General features: G+C 72.6%; 15 protein-coding genes. 8 read left to right on the top strand and 7 right to left on the bottom strand.

All coding sequences use genetic code 11. From position 1 onward, the window contains the following. Positions 1–97: 97 nt before the first annotated feature. Together Q7T15_RS11070 and Q7T15_RS11065 are read right to left on the bottom strand one after the other, a co-directional pair. The gene (locus Q7T15_RS11070) at positions 98–265 is read right to left on the bottom strand and encodes a methionine/alanine import family NSS transporter small subunit (protein WP_304696253.1); all 168 of its coding nucleotides are present in this window, start codon (positions 263–265) and stop codon (positions 98–100) included. After that, the gene (locus tag Q7T15_RS11065) at positions 262–1845 is read right to left on the bottom strand and encodes a sodium-dependent transporter (RefSeq protein WP_304696251.1); all 1584 of its coding nucleotides are present in this window, start codon (positions 1843–1845) and stop codon (positions 262–264) included. Before Q7T15_RS11065 ends, Q7T15_RS11070 begins: the two co-directional genes overlap by 4 nt. Before the next feature lie 116 nt (positions 1846–1961). Here Q7T15_RS11065 and Q7T15_RS11060 point away from each other — a divergent pair, with 116 nt between their 5' ends. Together Q7T15_RS11060 and Q7T15_RS11055 are read left to right on the top strand one after the other, a co-directional pair. After that, positions 1962–2741, top strand: coding sequence for a biotin--[acetyl-CoA-carboxylase] ligase (locus tag Q7T15_RS11060; protein ID WP_304696249.1), 780 nt, complete (start codon positions 1962–1964; stop codon positions 2739–2741). Between the two features lie 3 nt (positions 2742–2744). Then, positions 2745–3260: a PH domain-containing protein gene (locus Q7T15_RS11055; RefSeq protein WP_304696247.1), complete on the top strand. Its 516-nt coding sequence runs from the start codon at positions 2745–2747 to the stop codon at positions 3258–3260. Between the two features lie 39 nt (positions 3261–3299). On the opposite strand, the gene Q7T15_RS11050 is transcribed toward Q7T15_RS11055, so the two are convergent. After that, on the bottom strand, positions 3300–3752 hold the full coding sequence (locus Q7T15_RS11050; protein WP_304696246.1) for a GtrA family protein: 453 nt from the start codon (positions 3750–3752) through the stop codon (positions 3300–3302). Between the two features lie 59 nt (positions 3753–3811). Here Q7T15_RS11050 and Q7T15_RS11045 point away from each other — a divergent pair, with 59 nt between their 5' ends. Genes Q7T15_RS11045 through Q7T15_RS11035 form a run of 3 tightly spaced genes read left to right on the top strand, consistent with a single transcriptional unit; the run spans position 3812 to position 6755 of the window. Then, complete coding sequence (locus tag Q7T15_RS11045) at positions 3812–4912, top strand: 5-(carboxyamino)imidazole ribonucleotide synthase (RefSeq protein WP_304696244.1); 1101 nt, start codon at positions 3812–3814, stop codon at positions 4910–4912. Between the two features lie 8 nt (positions 4913–4920). Next, on the top strand, positions 4921–5439 hold the full coding sequence (gene purE / locus Q7T15_RS11040) for a 5-(carboxyamino)imidazole ribonucleotide mutase (protein WP_370689145.1): 519 nt from the start codon (positions 4921–4923) through the stop codon (positions 5437–5439). Next, complete coding sequence (locus tag Q7T15_RS11035) at positions 5436–6755, top strand: LCP family protein (protein WP_304696242.1); 1320 nt, start codon at positions 5436–5438, stop codon at positions 6753–6755. The genes purE and Q7T15_RS11035 overlap by 4 nt, the downstream gene beginning before the upstream one ends. Positions 6756–6761: 6 nt before the next feature. Here the strand turns inward: Q7T15_RS11035 and Q7T15_RS11030 are convergent, their stop codons facing one another. Then, complete coding sequence (locus tag Q7T15_RS11030) at positions 6762–7907, bottom strand: glycosyltransferase family 1 protein (protein WP_304696240.1); 1146 nt, start codon at positions 7905–7907, stop codon at positions 6762–6764. A 139-nt stretch (positions 7908–8046) separates the two neighbouring features. Between Q7T15_RS11030 and Q7T15_RS11025 the strand changes: the two genes are divergently transcribed. Next, entirely contained in the window at positions 8047–8667 is a 621-nt protein-coding gene (locus tag Q7T15_RS11025) for a dTDP-4-dehydrorhamnose 3,5-epimerase family protein (RefSeq protein ID WP_304696238.1), read from the top strand. Here Q7T15_RS11025 and Q7T15_RS11020 read toward each other — a convergent pair. Continuing rightward, positions 8664–9548, bottom strand: coding sequence for a glycosyltransferase (locus Q7T15_RS11020; RefSeq protein ID WP_304696236.1), 885 nt, complete (start codon positions 9546–9548; stop codon positions 8664–8666). The genes Q7T15_RS11025 and Q7T15_RS11020 overlap by 4 nt on opposite strands. A gap of 41 nt (positions 9549–9589) precedes the next feature. On the opposite strand from Q7T15_RS11020, the gene Q7T15_RS11015 reads away from it, so the two are divergent. Beyond that, a complete protein-coding gene (locus Q7T15_RS11015) occupies positions 9590–10618 on the top strand; it encodes a glycosyltransferase family 2 protein (protein WP_304696234.1) in 1029 nt (342 codons plus the stop codon). On the opposite strand, the gene rfbD is transcribed toward Q7T15_RS11015, so the two are convergent. Together rfbD and rfbB are read right to left on the bottom strand one after the other, a co-directional pair. Beyond that, positions 10596–11456, bottom strand: coding sequence for a dTDP-4-dehydrorhamnose reductase (gene rfbD / locus Q7T15_RS11010; RefSeq protein ID WP_304696232.1), 861 nt, complete (start codon positions 11454–11456; stop codon positions 10596–10598). The two genes, Q7T15_RS11015 and rfbD, sit on opposite strands and share 23 nt — an antisense overlap. A 2-nt stretch (positions 11457–11458) precedes the next feature. Continuing rightward, on the bottom strand, positions 11459–12454 hold the full coding sequence (gene rfbB, locus Q7T15_RS11005) for a dTDP-glucose 4,6-dehydratase (protein ID WP_304696230.1): 996 nt from the start codon (positions 12452–12454) through the stop codon (positions 11459–11461). Positions 12455–12536: 82 nt separating this feature from the next. Between rfbB and rfbA the strand changes: the two genes are divergently transcribed. Then, entirely contained in the window at positions 12537–13418 is an 882-nt protein-coding gene (rfbA, locus tag Q7T15_RS11000; protein WP_304696228.1) for a glucose-1-phosphate thymidylyltransferase RfbA, read from the top strand. Positions 13419–13493 lie beyond the last annotated feature (75 nt).

Here is a 13493-nt window from a genome sequence, read left to right as displayed (position 1 = left end):
CGCGGCCGGGGCCGGCGACCGCCCCGACCCTCGCCGAGGCGCTCGCGCTCGCGGGCGGCTGAGAGCGAGCATCCGCCCCGGAGACGACCGGAGCCGTCTAGGTGTCGCGCTCGGCCGGGCCGGCGTCGTCGCGGGTCTCGTGCTCGCCGCCGACGGGGTACTCGGTGCGCTCGGGGCGCGCGCGCAGCAGCAGGATGCTCGCGACGAGCCCGCCCCAGACGATGAGGATCGCGCCGATGAGGAACGCGATGGCGGTGGGGGTCATCGGGAGCTCGCTTCCGTCGTCGAGGGCAGCTTGGCCGGTGCCGGCCAGGGCGCGAAGTCGTCGGGCGATCGCCGCCACGGGATCACCGTCAGCACGACCGCGCCGATCACGATGAGCAGCAGCGCGCCCCAGCCGACGATCACGAGGTACTCGGCCGGGTATCCCTCGTAGCCGTCGATCACGAGGGAGACGATCCGCGTGATCAGCATGTAGCCGAGCACGATCGGGGCGAGGATGCCGACGAGCGCCGTCCACGACCGGCCGACCGCGAACGTCGAGACCGCCGAGAGGTGCCCGCGCAGCTCGGCCCCGCGGCGCAGGACGCCGATCACGAGGACCGTCATGAGCACGGCCGAGGCGACGATGCCGATGTTGTTGACGTAGTGGTCGACGGTGTCGAGCGCGATGAGGCCGCTCGTCGTCGAGAACAGGAGGACCGACAGCACCGCCGAGACCCCGCCGATCGTCGCGGCCGCGGCCCGCGGGCCGACGCCGAACTTCTCCTGGAAGCCCGCGGAGACGACCTGCAGGACCGACAGCAGCGAGGTGAACCCCGCCATGACCAGGGAGCCGAAGAAGAGCACTCCGAAGATCGGCCCGCCCGGCATCTGCGACACGATCGCCGGGAAGGTGATGAACGACAGGCCGACGCCCGTGAGGCCCTCGAGCTCGCCGACGGCCACGCCCTGCTGCACGGCGAAGAACCCGAGCGTCGCGAATACGCCGATGCCGGCGAGGATCTCGAACGACGAGTTCGCGAACGCCACGACGAGCGCGGGCGCCGTGAGGTTCGACCGGCGGCGGCGGTACGAGGAGTACGTGATCATGATGCCGAACGCGATCGACAGCGAGAAGAAGATCTGGCTGTAGGCCGCGATCCACACGTCGGGGTTCGCGAGCGCGGCGAAGTCGGGGGTGAAGAGGGCGGTGAGGCCCTCGCCCGCACCGTCGAGGAACAGGGCGCGGATCACGAGCGCGAGGAAGCCGACGAGCAGCAGCGGCAGGAAGATCACGTTGGCGCGCTGGATTCCCTTCGCGACGCCGAGGCCGAGGACCACGATGACGGCGATCCACACCACGGCGAGCGGGATGAGGACACCCGGCACGAAGTCGAGGCTGAGCCCCGGGTCGGAGACGCGGAGGTAGTCGCCGACGAAGAAGCCGGCCGGGTCATCCCCCCACCGCAGGTCGAACGAGAACACGAAGTAGCTGAGCGCCCACGCGATCACGACCGTGTAGTACAGGCCGATCACGAAGGCGATCGCGACCTGGAACCAGCCGAGCCCCTCGAGCAGCCGGCCGGCGCGCGCGCCGCCGAGACGACGCAGCGCCGTCGGAGCCGAGCCGCGGAACCGGTGCCCGATCGCGTAGTCGAGGAAGAGGATCGGGATGCCCGCCGTCAGCAGCGCGACGATGTACGGGATCAGGAACGCCCCGCCCCCGTTCTCGTACGCGACCCCGGGGAACCGCCAGATGTTGCCGAGGCCGACGGCCGAGCCGATCGCGGCGAGGATGAAGCCGACCTGGCCGGTGAAGAGCTCGCGCGGCGGGGATGCGGTGCTCGGGGTGGCTGCGGACATGCCGGTTCTCCTCGTGGTCGCGATCGTCGCACCTCGCGACGCTGCGGGGCCTGCAGGGGATGCGCGACCACCGTCGCGCGGTCGGCCACGATACCAGCGCGCCGTACTCTCGACGCATGGAGCTCCCCCTCAGCCGCGCCGTCGCCCCCGACCTGGAGTGGCGGGCGTCGAGCCCGTCGACGAACTCCGAGCTCGTCCGCAGGGCCGCCGAGCTGCCCGATCTCGCGGTGCTCGCGACCGACGACCAGACGGCGGGCCGCGGTCGCCTCGATCGCGTGTGGAGCGCGGCACCCGGCGCCTCGCTCGCGATCTCGGTCGTCGTGCGCCTCGACCCGGGCGCCGCCGACCCCCAGCGCCTCGGCTGGCTGCCGCTGCTCGCGGGCGTCGCGATGACGCGCGCCGTGCGCGAGCTCGGCGTCGCCGGCGCGGGGCTCAAGTGGCCCAACGACGTGCTCGTCGACGGCCGCAAGATCTCGGGGGTGCTGACCGAGCTCACTGCGCACGGCGTCGTCATCGGCGCGGGGCTCAACACGCGCATGACGGAGGAGCAGCTGCCGGTGCCGACCGCGACCTCCCTCGCGATCGAGGGCGTCGCCGACGGCGAGGCGGATGCCCCGCTCGCCGACCGCGCGCTCGCCGCGTATCTGCGCGCCCTCCGCGATCTCGTCGCCCGGTGGCGCGAGGCGCCGACCGCGGGGGCGCTGCGCCCACTGGTCGAGCCCGTGCTCGACACGCTCGGCGCGGCGGTGCGCGTCGACCAGCCGGGGCTCGCGCCCCTGCGCGGCGTCGCCGAGGGCCTCGACGACGACGGTCGGCTCCTCGTCCGTCCCGGCGGGGGCTCCTCGGCGCTCGTCGCCGTGTCGGCCGGAGACGTGACGCACCTGCGCTATGAATAGGGCATGACCGGGGAGTTCCGTGAGCCCGAGCGCGTCATCGTGCTCCTGCGCGCCCACGCGCGCACTCTCGTGCTGCCCGTCTTCGTCGTGGTGGGGGCCTCCGGCGCAGCCGTCTACGGCGCCTTCGCCCTCGACGAGCCCTGGCTGCGCATCGCCGTCGCGGCGGTCGGGGCCCTCGCGATACTCCTGCTCGGTCTCGTTCCCTACATCCGGTGGCTCGCGAGCCACGTGCTCATCACGACGCGCCGGATCGTCGTGCGCCGCGGCCTCGGCGTGCGCACGCGCCAGGAGGTCCTGCACAGCAGGAGCTACGACGTCTCGCTGCGTCAGTCGGGGCTGCAGCGGCTGTTCCGCTCGGGCGACATCCTCGTCAACACGGGCCTCGATCGGCCGATCGTGCTGCGCGATCTGCCCCGGGCGGCGCTCGTCCAGGAGGCGATCTCCGACCTCATGGAGCACAGCAGGAGCTCGGTCGCGGAGGCCAGGAGGCAGACCGGCGCGACGCCGATCGCGGGCTGACGCCCGTGCCGTGCGGCTGCGCGCCCCCGCCGCGCGGGGTCAGACGACGTGCGACGCGGCTCGAGCATCCCGCCGCGGATGGAACACCCACCAGCGGTACAGCGCGAACCGGAACAGGCTGCCCAGGCCGAGCCCCACGACGTTCGAGGCGATGTTGTCGGCGAGCAGGCTCGTGAACCCGAGCACCTCGCGCGAGATCACGAGGCAGCCGACGGCGATGACCATGCCGCCGATGCTGACGATCGCGAACTCGACGGCTTCGCGCCCGGCCGGCCGGCGGCGCCGGAGGCGGAAGCTCCAGTAGCGGCTGCCGACCCAGTTGACGGCGATCGCGACCGAGGTCGAGACGATCTTCGCGATGATCGGCCCCTCGGCGATGACCTCGGGCGCGAGCACGGTCACGCGCAGCAGGTTGAAGAGCGCGATGTCGACCGCGAGCCCGACGAGCCCGACCGCGCCGAAGCGGGCGAACTGGGCGAGCAGGTGGGGCATGCGGCCTCCGGGGTGCACCACAATGGACGGGAAGCCCCCAATCTAGAGGAGGAGCCCGCATGCCCGTCATCGGCGTCATCGGCGGAGGACAGCTCGCGCGCATGATGATCCCCGCGGCCGTCGCGCTCGGCATCGAGCTCCGGGTGCTCGCCGAGGCGGAGGACTCCTCCGCCCGACTCGCCGCCACGGTCGTCGGCGACTATCGGGATGCCCGCACCGTCCTCGACTTCGCGAAGGGCTGCGACGCGATCACCTTCGATCACGAGCACGTGCCGCAGGAGGTGCTCAGGGCTCTCGTCGCCGCCGGCGCCGCCGTGCGGCCCGGCCCCGACGCGCTCCTCTACGCGCAGGACAAGCTGCTCATGCGCGAGCGGCTCGGCGCTCTCGGCGTGCCGATGCCCGACTGGGCGCGCGTCGAGTCCCGCGACGAGCTCGCCGCCTTCCTCGCCGACCACGGCGGCCGGGCGGTCGTGAAGACGCCCCGCGGCGGCTACGACGGCAAGGGCGTCCGCGTCGTGGACGCCGCCGACGGCGCCGACGACTGGCTCGCCGACGGCCCCGTCCTCGTCGAGGAGCTCGTGAGCTTCCAGCGCGAGCTCGCCCAGCTCGTCGCGCGCCGCCCGAGCGGCGAGGTGCGCCTGTGGCCGCTCGTCGAGACGGTGCAGCGCGGCGGCGTGTGCGCCGAGGTCATCGCGCCCGCCCCGCACGCGGGCGACGCCGCCGAGCGCGCCGCGGCCGAGATCGCCACGACCGTCGCGAACGGGCTCGAGGTGACCGGCGTGCTCGCGGTCGAGCTCTTCCACGCCTCCGACGGCCGCGTGCTCGTCAACGAGCTCGCGATGCGCCCGCACAACTCCGGCCACTTCTCGATCGACGGGTCGACGACGAGCCAGTTCGAGCAGCACCTCCGCGCCGTCCTCGACTGGCCGCTGGGGGCGACGGATGCTCTCGCCGACTGGAGCGTCATGATCAACGTCTTCGGCGCCCTCCCGCCCGAGCGCATCGCCGCCGCCCTCGGCCACCAGCCGAGCGCGAAGGTGCACGCCTACGGCAAGGGGCCGCGCGCCGGTCGCAAGGCCGGCCACGTCACGGCCATCGGCGCCGACCTCGACGACGTCGCCTACCGGGCGCGCGCCGCGGCCGCCCACTTCGACGACTGAGGCCTACCATGGCACTCGTGCCTGAACCCCTCATCGCCGTCGTCATGGGCTCCGACTCCGACTGGTCCGTCATGCAGTCCGCGGTCGACGCGCTCGACGAGTTCGGCATCCCCTGCGAGGTCGAGGTGCTGAGCGCCCACCGCACCCCGGACGCGATGATCGCGTACGGCCGCGCGGCCGCCGGCAGGGGCATCCGCGCCATCATCGCCGGCGCCGGCGGCGCCGCCCACCTGCCGGGCATGATCGCGTCCGTCACGACGCTCCCCGTCATCGGCGTGCCCGTCCCGCTCAAGACGCTCGACGGGCTCGACTCGCTGCTCAGCATCGTGCAGATGCCCGCGGGCATCCCCGTCGCGACCGTGTCGATCGGCGGGGCGCGCAATGCGGGCATCCTCGCCGCGCGCATCATCGGGGCGACGGATGCCGTGGTCGCCGAGCGGCTGGCCGACTTCGCGACCGGGCTCGAGCAGGCGGTCGCCGCCAAGAACGAGGCGCTCAAGACCGCGGTCGCCTCCCGCGCGCGGTGAGCCTCACCTCGCCGCTGCGGCACCCCGACTCGCGCCAGCCGGAGCTCATGGCGAAGCGCGCCTGGTGGCTGCTCGGCCTCAACCTGCTCATCCCGGGCTCCGCGCAGCTTCTCGCGGGGGACCGGAGGTGGGGCCGGTTCGCGGTCGGCGCCACCTTCGTCCTGTGGGGCGTCGTGCTCGTCGCCGTCGTGCTCATGCTCGTCGCGCGGCCCGTCGCGCTCACCATCGCGACGAACGTCGTCGTGCTGTGGATCGCGCAGCTCGGCCTCATCTTCTACGCCGTGCTCTGGCTCGCGACCACGATCAACGCGCTCACCCTCGCGCGGATCGTGCGGGCGAGCCCCCGCGCTCGTGGCCCGCTCGCCGGATTCGTCGCGCTCTCGCTCGTGCTCGCCGTCGGCGGCACCGGCTGGGCGGCGTGGGCGACCGGCATCGGCCGCGACACTCTCGGGAGCGTCTTCGCCGGGGGCTTCATCGATGCGCCGATCGACGGCCGGTACACGATCCTGCTCCTCGGCGGCGACGCCGGCCCCGACCGCATCGGGCTGCGCCCCGACAGCATCAGCCTCGCGAGCGTCGACGCCGGCACGGGCGCGGTGACCATGATCGGGATCCCGCGCAACCTCTACAACGCGCCGTTCTCGGAGGACTCGCCGCTCTGGGAGGAGTGGCCGACCGGCTTCGACTGCGGCGACGAGTGCCTCGTGAGCTACCTCTACCCCTGGGCGGAGGAGCACCCGGAGCTGTACCCGGACGCCGAGCGCGAGGGCAGCACGCCGGGCATCGAGGCGATGCGCGACGCCGTCGAGGGCATCACGGGGCTACCCGTGCAGTACACCGTGCTCATCGACATGCAGGGCTTCGCGCAGCTCATCGATGCGCTCGGCGGAGTCGTCGTCGACGCGGAGGGGATGGACCTCGGCATCAACGGCGGGCCGGTCGTCGGGCGGATCGAGGCCGGGGAGCAGCGGATGGACGGCGCCACGGCGCTCTGGTACGCCCGCAACCGCTACAACCTGACCGACTTCGACCGCATGGCGCACCAGCGGCAGATCCAGGAGGCGATCCTGCGGCAGATTGAGCCGGCGACCGTGCTCACGCGCTTCGAATCGATCGCGAGCGCGGGCACGCAGGTCGTCCGCACGGACATCCCGCAGTCGATGCTCGGCGTGCTGAGCGATCTCGCCGTGAAGGCGCGCGAGCTGCCCATCGCCGATGTCGAGCTCACCCCGCCCGCCATCGACAACGTCGAGCCCGACTACGAGCTCGCGCGCTCGATGATCGCCGAGGCGCTCGACCCCGACGACGAGGGCTGACCGCGATCAGAGGTCGGCGTGGAGCTGCCAGGTCTTCTCCGCCGAGTCGCGCCAGCTGAAGGCGCGCGCCCGGTCGTGGCCGCGGACGACGAGGTCGTCCGCGAGCAGCGGCTCCTCCAGGATGCGCCGGATGGCGTCCGCCAGCCGGCGCGGGTAGCCGGCGAAGTCCTCCCGCGGCACGACGAGCCCGGCGTCGGCCGCGAGCTCGACGAGCGCGGGCGCGTCGGAGTGGACGACCGGCGTGCCGAGGCTCATCGCCTCGAGGACGGGCAGCGCGAAGCCCTCGGCGAGGCTCGGGACGATGACCGCCTCCGCGCGGTCGTAGACCGTCGCGAGGTTGGCGTCGTCGAGCGTGCCGAGCGCCACGACGCGCTCCGGCGAGAGCCGCGCATCCTTCCTGATGCCGTCGAGGTCGACGTCGGCCCCGCTCGTCGGGCCGGCGAGGACGAGCGCGATGTCGGGGGCGTGCGTGTCGGCGAGAGCCCAGAGCAGCTCTGCGATGCCCTTCCTCGCCTCGAACGGACCCACGGCGAGCACGTAGCGGTTCGGAAGCTCGAGGCGCTCGGCGCGCTCCGCGGCATCCGCCGGCACGGTGAGCGCGCTGCTCACGGCGCCCGCGATCACCCGGATGCGATCGCCGAAGGGGAGGGCCGCGCCGAGCTGCTCGGCGACGGCGTGCGTCGGGACCACGATCGCGTCGGCATAGCGGTGAGCCCGCTTCGCCATGGCCCTGCTCCAGGAGACCGCCGAGGCCGGAAGGGTCTCGGGGTGCGTCCACGGCACGGCGTCGTGGATGGTGACGACGATCTGCTCCGCGGGGGAGTTCATCCGGTCGTGACGGTAGAGGGGGGCGAAGAGGCTCGGGGCGTGGATCATGCCCGTGCCCGGCAGGCGCGTGAAGCCGTGCTGCCACGCGGCGCGGAGCTGGCCGCGATCGAGGGCGCTCTTGAACACGCGCGAGAGACCGGGGAGCTCGAGCTCGATCCGGTCGTACTCGGTCTGCGGGGAGGACGGCACGATGCCCATGACCTCGCAGCCGCGGGGCGCCGTGAGGATGAGCTGCTTCGTGAGCTCGAGCGCGTACCGGCCGATGCCCGAGGGCGCTTCGGTGCCGACCTGATCGAGGATGACGCGGAGGGTCGTCGTGGACATGCGCGCGCCTCCTCTCCCCGGGGCCGGGTCCGCCCCGCGCCGACCCTACCAGCGCGAACGGTCCACCCCCGAACGGGGGTGCTCGGAGCGTCGTCCGCGCCGCCGGTTCGCGCTGCCGCGCCGATCTAGACTCGATCGCATGCAGATCCGAGAGCTCACCATCGCCGGCGCTTTCGAGGTCACCCCGCGGCAGTTCCCCGACGACCGCGGCATCTTCTGGGAGTGGTACCGCTTCGACGCCCTCGCCGAGGCGGTCGGCCATCCGCTCGACCTGCGCCAGGGCAACGGATCGGTCTCCCGGCGCGGCGTCGTGCGGGGCATCCACTTCGCCGACGTGCCCCCCAGCCAGGCGAAGTACGTCACCGTCACCGCGGGCGCCGTCATCGACTACGTCATCGACATCCGGGTCGGGTCGCCGACCTTCGGGAAGTGGGAGGCCGTGCGCCTCGACGCCGTCGACCGGCGCGCCGTCTACGTCGGCGAGGGGCTCGGGCACGCGTTCGTCTCGCTCGAGGACGGCTCCACCGTCACCTACCTCGTGAGCGAGGTCTTCAACCCCGCCGCCGAGCACGGCGTCACGCCGCTCGATGAGACGGTCGGGCTCGAGTTCCCGGCGGAGGCCGGCGAGCCGCTCCTGTCGCCGAAGGACCTCGAGGCGCCGACACTCCTCGACGCGCGGGCCGCGGGCCTCCTGCCGACGTGGGAGCACGCGTCAGCGTTCACCCGGACCCTCGACGCTCGCTGGAGCGCGGAGGGCTAGTCCCGTCGACCCACCGTCCGGGTCATGACGGCCGACCGGAGCGAGAGCCCCGCCGTGAGCACCGCGCGCACGGGCCACAGGTACCAGGCGCGGTACTTCCCGCGCAGGAATCTCTTCGCGCTCTCGTGGTGCGCCCGCACCATCCGCGCCGACTCCGCCCCCGTCGAGTGCGCACCGGTGTGGAGCGCGCGCGCGGACGGCTCGTAGACGCTGCGGTAGCCCGCACGACCGAGGCGGTGGCCGAGGTCGACGTCCTCGAAGTACATGAAGTAGCCGTCGTCGAAACCGCCGATCCGTTCGAAGGCCGAGCGGCGGACGACGAGGCACGAGCCGGAGAGCCAGCCGACGTCGCGGCGCTCGCCGGAGACGACCGCCCCGTCCCGGTACGCGGCCGTCCAGGGATTCGACTTCCAGATGTTGGCGAACAGGGCGTGCCCGATCCCCGTCCGCAGGGACGGGATCGCGCGAGCCGAGGGGTACACGGTGCCGTCGGAGTTCTCCACAGCCGGTCCGACCGCGCCGATGCGCTCGTCCTGCTCGCCCGTCGCGAGGAGCGCGTCGATCGAGCCGGCGCGGAACTCGACGTCCGGGTTGCTCACCACGATCCACCGCACCGAGTCGGGCAGGGCGGCGACGGCGGCGTTGACCGCCCCGCCGTAGCCGGGGTTCTCCGCGAGCGGCACGTACCGAGCGCCGTGCGCCTCGGCGAGCGCGCGCGCCGCGCCGCCCTCCGCCGGGAGGTTGTCCGCGATGACGGTCGCGAACGGCTCGGAGATCGCGGCGTGCAGGGAGGCCAGCAGCCCGGGCAGCACGGCGTCGGAGCGGTAGGCCACGGTCACGACGCCCACGCGCTCGCCGGCGTCGCTCGCATCCGTCCTCATGGTGATGTCATCGTACTGTCGCGCGCTTCTAGGCTGGGGTCATGCCCTCCGCCCCGCCGTCGCCCGGCTCTCCGCTGGCGGTATCGGTCGCCCTGTGCACGCACAACGGCGCGGCGTACGCCGGCGAGCAGGTGCGGAGCATCCTCGACCAGGAGCCCGCGCCCGCGGAGCTCGTGGTCGGCGACGACGCGTCGACGGACGGCACGGTCGCCGTAATCCGCGCGGCGGTCGCGCGGCACCGGGCAGAGCATCCGGACTCGACCATCGCTCTCCGGATCATGGAGCGCGACGCCCCTCTCGGCGTCACCCGCAATTTCGAGCAGACCATCGCGGCGTGCTCGGGCGACGTCGTCGCTCTGAGCGACCAGGACGACGTGTGGCCCGCCGGTCGCCTCGCGCGCCTCCTCCCGCTCTTCGCCGATCCGGCCGTCCTCCTCGTGCACACGGATGCCCGGCTCGTCGATGCGGACGGCCGCGACTCGGGCGCGCGCCTGCTCTCGACCCTCGAGGCGAGCCCGCGCGAGATCGCGCTCCTGGAGCGGGGTGCCGCGCTCGAGGTGCTCATCCGGCGCAACCTCGTGACGGGGGCGACGGTGCTGCTGCGACGGGAGCTCGCCGAGCGGTCGATGCCATTCCCCGAGTCGTGGGTGCACGACGAGTGGCTCGCGATGATGGCCGCCGTCGACGGCGGGCTGCGACTCGTGCCGGAGCCGTGGCTCGACTACCGCCAGCACGGCGCGAACGTCATCGGCGCGAGCGAGGTCACGTGGGCACGGCGCTGGGAGCGGCTGCGCGAGCCGCGCGACGAGCGGGCGCCGCGGCTCGTCGCCCGCGCCGCCGCCCTCGTCGAGCGGCTCGAGCAGCGGCCCGACCGGGCGGACGCCCTCCGGCTCGCGCGTGCCAAGCTCGCGCACGAGCGGACCCGCGCCTCCATGCCCCACGCGCAGCCGCTGCGGCTGCCGAGCATCCTCGCCGGCGTGATCGCGGGACGCTACTCCCGCTACAGCCGCGGGGCGATCGACATCGCGCGCGACCTGGTCCAGCCCGCTACGCGGACGGGCGGGCGATAGCCCCCGAGCGCCACGCGTCGGCGAGGGCGGAGCGCCAGTCGCGGATGGACTCGAGCCCGAGAGGCGCCCAGGCGTCGTGTCCGAGCACCGAGTAGGCCGGGCGCGGTGCGGGGCGGACGAACGTCGACGAGTCGGTGGGCTGCACGCGCTCCGGGTCCAGCCCGGCTTCCTCGAAGACCGCTCGGGCGAAGCCGAACCACGTCGTCTCGCCCGACGAGGTGCCGTGCACGACGCCCGAGCGCGCGCCCGAGTCGAGGAGGCGCACGATCTGCTCGGCGAGGTCGTGGGTCCAGGTCGGCTGGCCGCGCTGGTCGTCGACGACGGTCAGGGTGGCGCGCTGCGCGGCGAGCGCGAGCATCGTGGCGGCGAAGTTCGGCCCGTGCTGCCCGTACAGCCAGGCGGTGCGCACGACGATCGTGCCGTCCGGATGCGCGGCCAGGGCCCGGCGCTCGCCCTCGGCCTTCGTCCGGCCGTAGGCCGACACCGGGGCGAGCGGCGCATCCTCCGCGTAGGGCGAGGTCGCCGTGCCGTCGAACACGTAGTCCGTGGAGAGCTGGACGAGGACGGCGCCCTCCTCGGCGGCGGCCCGCGCGAGGTTCTCCGCACCGAGCGCGTTGACCCGCAGCGCGTCGTCCTCGTGCGACTCCGCGTCGTCGACCTTCGTGTAGGCGGCGGCGTTGATGATTACGTCATGGCCGCGCACCGCCTCGCGGGCCGCGTCGGCGTCGGCGATGTCGAGCTCGCGTCGCGCGGCCGCGGTGACCGCCCGCCCGCGGAGGGCGGTCTGCAGGTCGCGGCCGAGCATCCCGCCCGCCCCCGTGATGAGGTAGCGCGTCATCGTCACTGGCCCTGGGCCAGGTAGCGCGCCTCGGTCGCGTCCTTCTGCGGCGCCCACCACGCCTCGTTGTCGCGGTACCAGGCGATGGTCGCCTCGAGACCGGCCTCGAAGTCGGAGTACTGGGGCGCCCAGCCGAGCTCGGTGCGCAGCTTGCTCGAGTCGATCGCGTAGCGCAGGTCGTGCCCGGGTCGGTCGGTGACGTGGTCGTAGGCGTCGGCCGGCTGCCCGAGGTGGGTGAGGATGAGCTCGACGACCTGCTTGTTGTTCTTCTCGCCGTCGGCGCCGATCAGATAGGTCTCGCCGATGACGCCCCGGTCGAGGATCGTCATGACGGCCGAGGAGTGGTCGTTCGCGTGGATCCAGTCGCGGACGTTCTCGCCCTTCCCGTAGAGCTTGGGGCGCTCGCCGCGCAGCACGTTCGTGATCTGGCGGGGGATGAACTTCTCGACGTGCTGGTAGGGGCCGTAGTTGTTCGAGCAGTTGGAGATCGTGGCCTGCACGCCGAAGGAGCGGACCCAGGCGCGGACGAGGAGATCGCTGCCGGCCTTCGTCGACGAGTACGGGCTCGACGGGTTGTACGGCGTCGACTCGGTGAAGCGCGCGGGGTCGTCGAGCTCGAGGTCGCCGTAGACCTCGTCGGTCGAGATGTGGTGGAAGCGCACGCCGTGGCGGCGCACGGCCTCGAGCAGCGTGAACGTGCCGATCACGTTGGTGTCGAGGAAGGGGCGCGGGTCGTCGAGCGAGTTGTCGTTGTGGCTCTCGGCCGCGTAGTGGACGACGGCGTCGTGGGTCGAGACGAGCTCGTCGACGAGCGCGGCGTCGCAGATGTCGCCCTGGACGAAGCGCACGCGGTCCTCCGGGAGCCCCGCGAGCGATGCGCGGTTGCCGGCGTAGGTGAGCTTGTCGAGCACCGTGATCGTGTGGTCGGTGCTCGCGACCGCGTAGTGGACGAAGTTGCTGCCGATGAATCCGGCGCCGCCGGTGACGATGATCTTCACCGGGCGATTCTACGGGGGAGGCCCGTTGCTAGACTCGGCCGGTCGCCGACGGCCATCGCCGCCGGGGTCGGAAGGGAACGCTGTGAAGGGAATCATCCTCGCCGGGGGGTCGGGCACGCGGCTGTGGCCCATCACCAAGGGCATCTCGAAGCAGCTCATGCCGATCTACGACAAGCCGATGATCTACTACCCGCTGTCGACGCTCATGATGGCCGACATCCGCGAGATCCTGATCATCACGACGCCCGAGTACAACGAGCAGTTCCAGGCGCTCCTGGGCGACGGCAGCGACCTCGGGATCCGTCTGGAGTACGCCGTCCAGCCCTCGCCCGACGGCCTCGCGCAGGCCTTCATCATCGGTGAGGAGTTCATCGGCGACGACAGCGTCGCGCTCGTCCTGGGCGACAACATCTTCCACGGCACCGGGCTCGGGTCCTCGCTCCGTTCGCACGGGACGATCGACGGCGGGCTCATCTTCGCCTACCAGGTCGCCAACCCCCGCGCCTACGGCGTCGTCGAGTTCGACGAGACCATGACCGCGGTGTCGATCGAGGAGAAGCCCGCGCGGCCGAAGAGCAGCTACGCGGTGCCCGGCCTCTACTTCTACGACAACGAGGTCGTGAAGATCGCGAAGACGATCACGCCGAGCGCGCGCGGCGAGCTCGAGATCTCGAGCATCAACGAGCACTACCTGGACGCCGGTCGCCTGCAGGTGCAGGTGCTCGACCGCGGGACGGCCTGGCTCGACACCGGGACCTTCGAGTCGATGATGCAGGCCTCCGAGTACGTGCGCGTCATCGAGGACCGCCAGGGCTTCAAGATCGGGTGCATCGAGGAGATCGCCTGGCGCGCCGGGTGGATCAATGACGCGCGGCTCGCCGAGCTCGCCGCACCGCTCGCCAAGAGTGGATACGGCACGTATCTGCAGGGCCTCCTCGCGCCCCGCGACGGCGAGCCCGAATAGACTGGACCGGTCGGGTCTCCGACGGAGCGCCGACGACATCGAACGATCCCGCCCCGACGACGCGAACGGTTCGTT

The sequence above is a fragment of the Microcella sp. genome (assembly GCF_030645145.1).
Classification (GTDB): Bacteria; Actinomycetota; Actinomycetes; order Actinomycetales; family Microbacteriaceae; genus Microcella.
This window is presented reverse-complemented; position numbering and strand designations above follow the sequence as displayed.